The 1,176-nt window shown below is 66.7% G+C and carries 2 protein-coding genes; both read right to left on the bottom strand.

The window, feature by feature from the left end; translation table 11 throughout:
- Nucleotides 1-351: biotin/lipoyl-binding protein (locus tag MOV75_RS38970; protein WP_247008154.1), on the bottom strand; the 351-nt coding region annotated here is incomplete at its 3' end.
- A gap of 161 nt (nucleotides 352-512) precedes the next feature.
- The coding region (locus tag MOV75_RS38965) for a class I SAM-dependent methyltransferase (protein WP_247008152.1) at nucleotides 513-1,176 on the bottom strand (664 nt) is incomplete at its 5' end.

The following is a 1,176-nucleotide window of genomic DNA, read 5'->3' as shown; positions in this document are numbered from 1 at the left end:
GGTCTGCTCGGAGACGGATTGCTCGGCCTGGAGCTTCAAATCAACCTCGTCGAGGGTCGCCAGCGGCTGGCCGATCTCGACGGTCTGGCCGACTTCCACCAGACGCTTTGCAACCTTGCCGGCGACGCGGAAACCGAGGTCACTCTCGATCCGCGGCCTGATGGTGCCGACGAAGCTGCGCTCCGGCGTCTCGGAACCATAATGCGCGGTTGCGACCAGGACCGGCCGCGGCGGCTCGACCTTCTCGGCGACGGTGTCATTGCACCCGGCCAGCGAAGCCCCCATCAGGGCCAGCGACACGCCTGCCAACAGCCTGGAATAGGAAATGGCATCGATAAGCCGGTAACTCATGTCAGCACCCATCTCTTCTGTGTACCCTGACCGATTGGTCAACTAACTATCTCTCTACTCTCCGAGACCGAGGCCGCCGGCGAATATACCCTCATCTGGTCCCGCTGACCGGCCAAAGACGCCCCCCTCCACCGAGCGGAGCGTCTCCCTGCTAATCCCTGTCAGCTTGTCGGATTGCGCGCCGTGACGATCCACGTCGCTCTGTCGATCATCACCGATCGCTCGCCGGTTCGGCCCGCGAAGGCGGCACGAACCGCGGCCGATGCGCGGGCGCGGATGTCGTCGGGCTGATCAGCGAGCACGCGCGACAGCGGGCCGACCTCGAACGTCATCTTCACCGCCTCGTCGATCGCCGCGTCCCGCGTCGCGCCCTCGCCAAACGGGATGGAAGCATCGAAGGGCGCGATACCGATATCGGTGAAGCCGGCCGCCGTCAGGATGCGAGCCACCCGCCCCCGGTCGCCGAACGAGAATGGGCCGGGCGCTTCGGGACCGGGCGGCGCCATCGGCGGGACGATGCCTTTGACCGCGTCCATCGGCAGGCGCACCCAATCGTTCTCGGCCACGCCACGCCAGCATACGAAAGCGACCCGCCCGCCCGGCTTGAGCGCATGGCGCATATGAGCGAACGCCGCCGTAGGATCGTCAAAGAACATCACTCCGAAGCGCGAGAACAGGATGTCGAACGCGCCCTCGGGCAGCTCGGCGCTGCTGGCGTCGGCCACCTGGAACTGGACCGGTGTATCCTGTGGCGCCAGCGCGCGCGCTCTGCCGATCAGCGCTTCGGATATGTCCACGCCCAGCACATGGCCCCCCGCGCCGACG

The organism is Bradyrhizobium sp. PRIMUS42, assembly GCF_023006515.1.
In the GTDB taxonomy this organism is placed as follows: domain Bacteria; phylum Pseudomonadota; class Alphaproteobacteria; order Rhizobiales; family Xanthobacteraceae; genus Bradyrhizobium.
The sequence above is the reverse complement of the archived record's forward strand: the minus strand, read 5'-3'. Positions and strand labels throughout refer to the sequence as shown.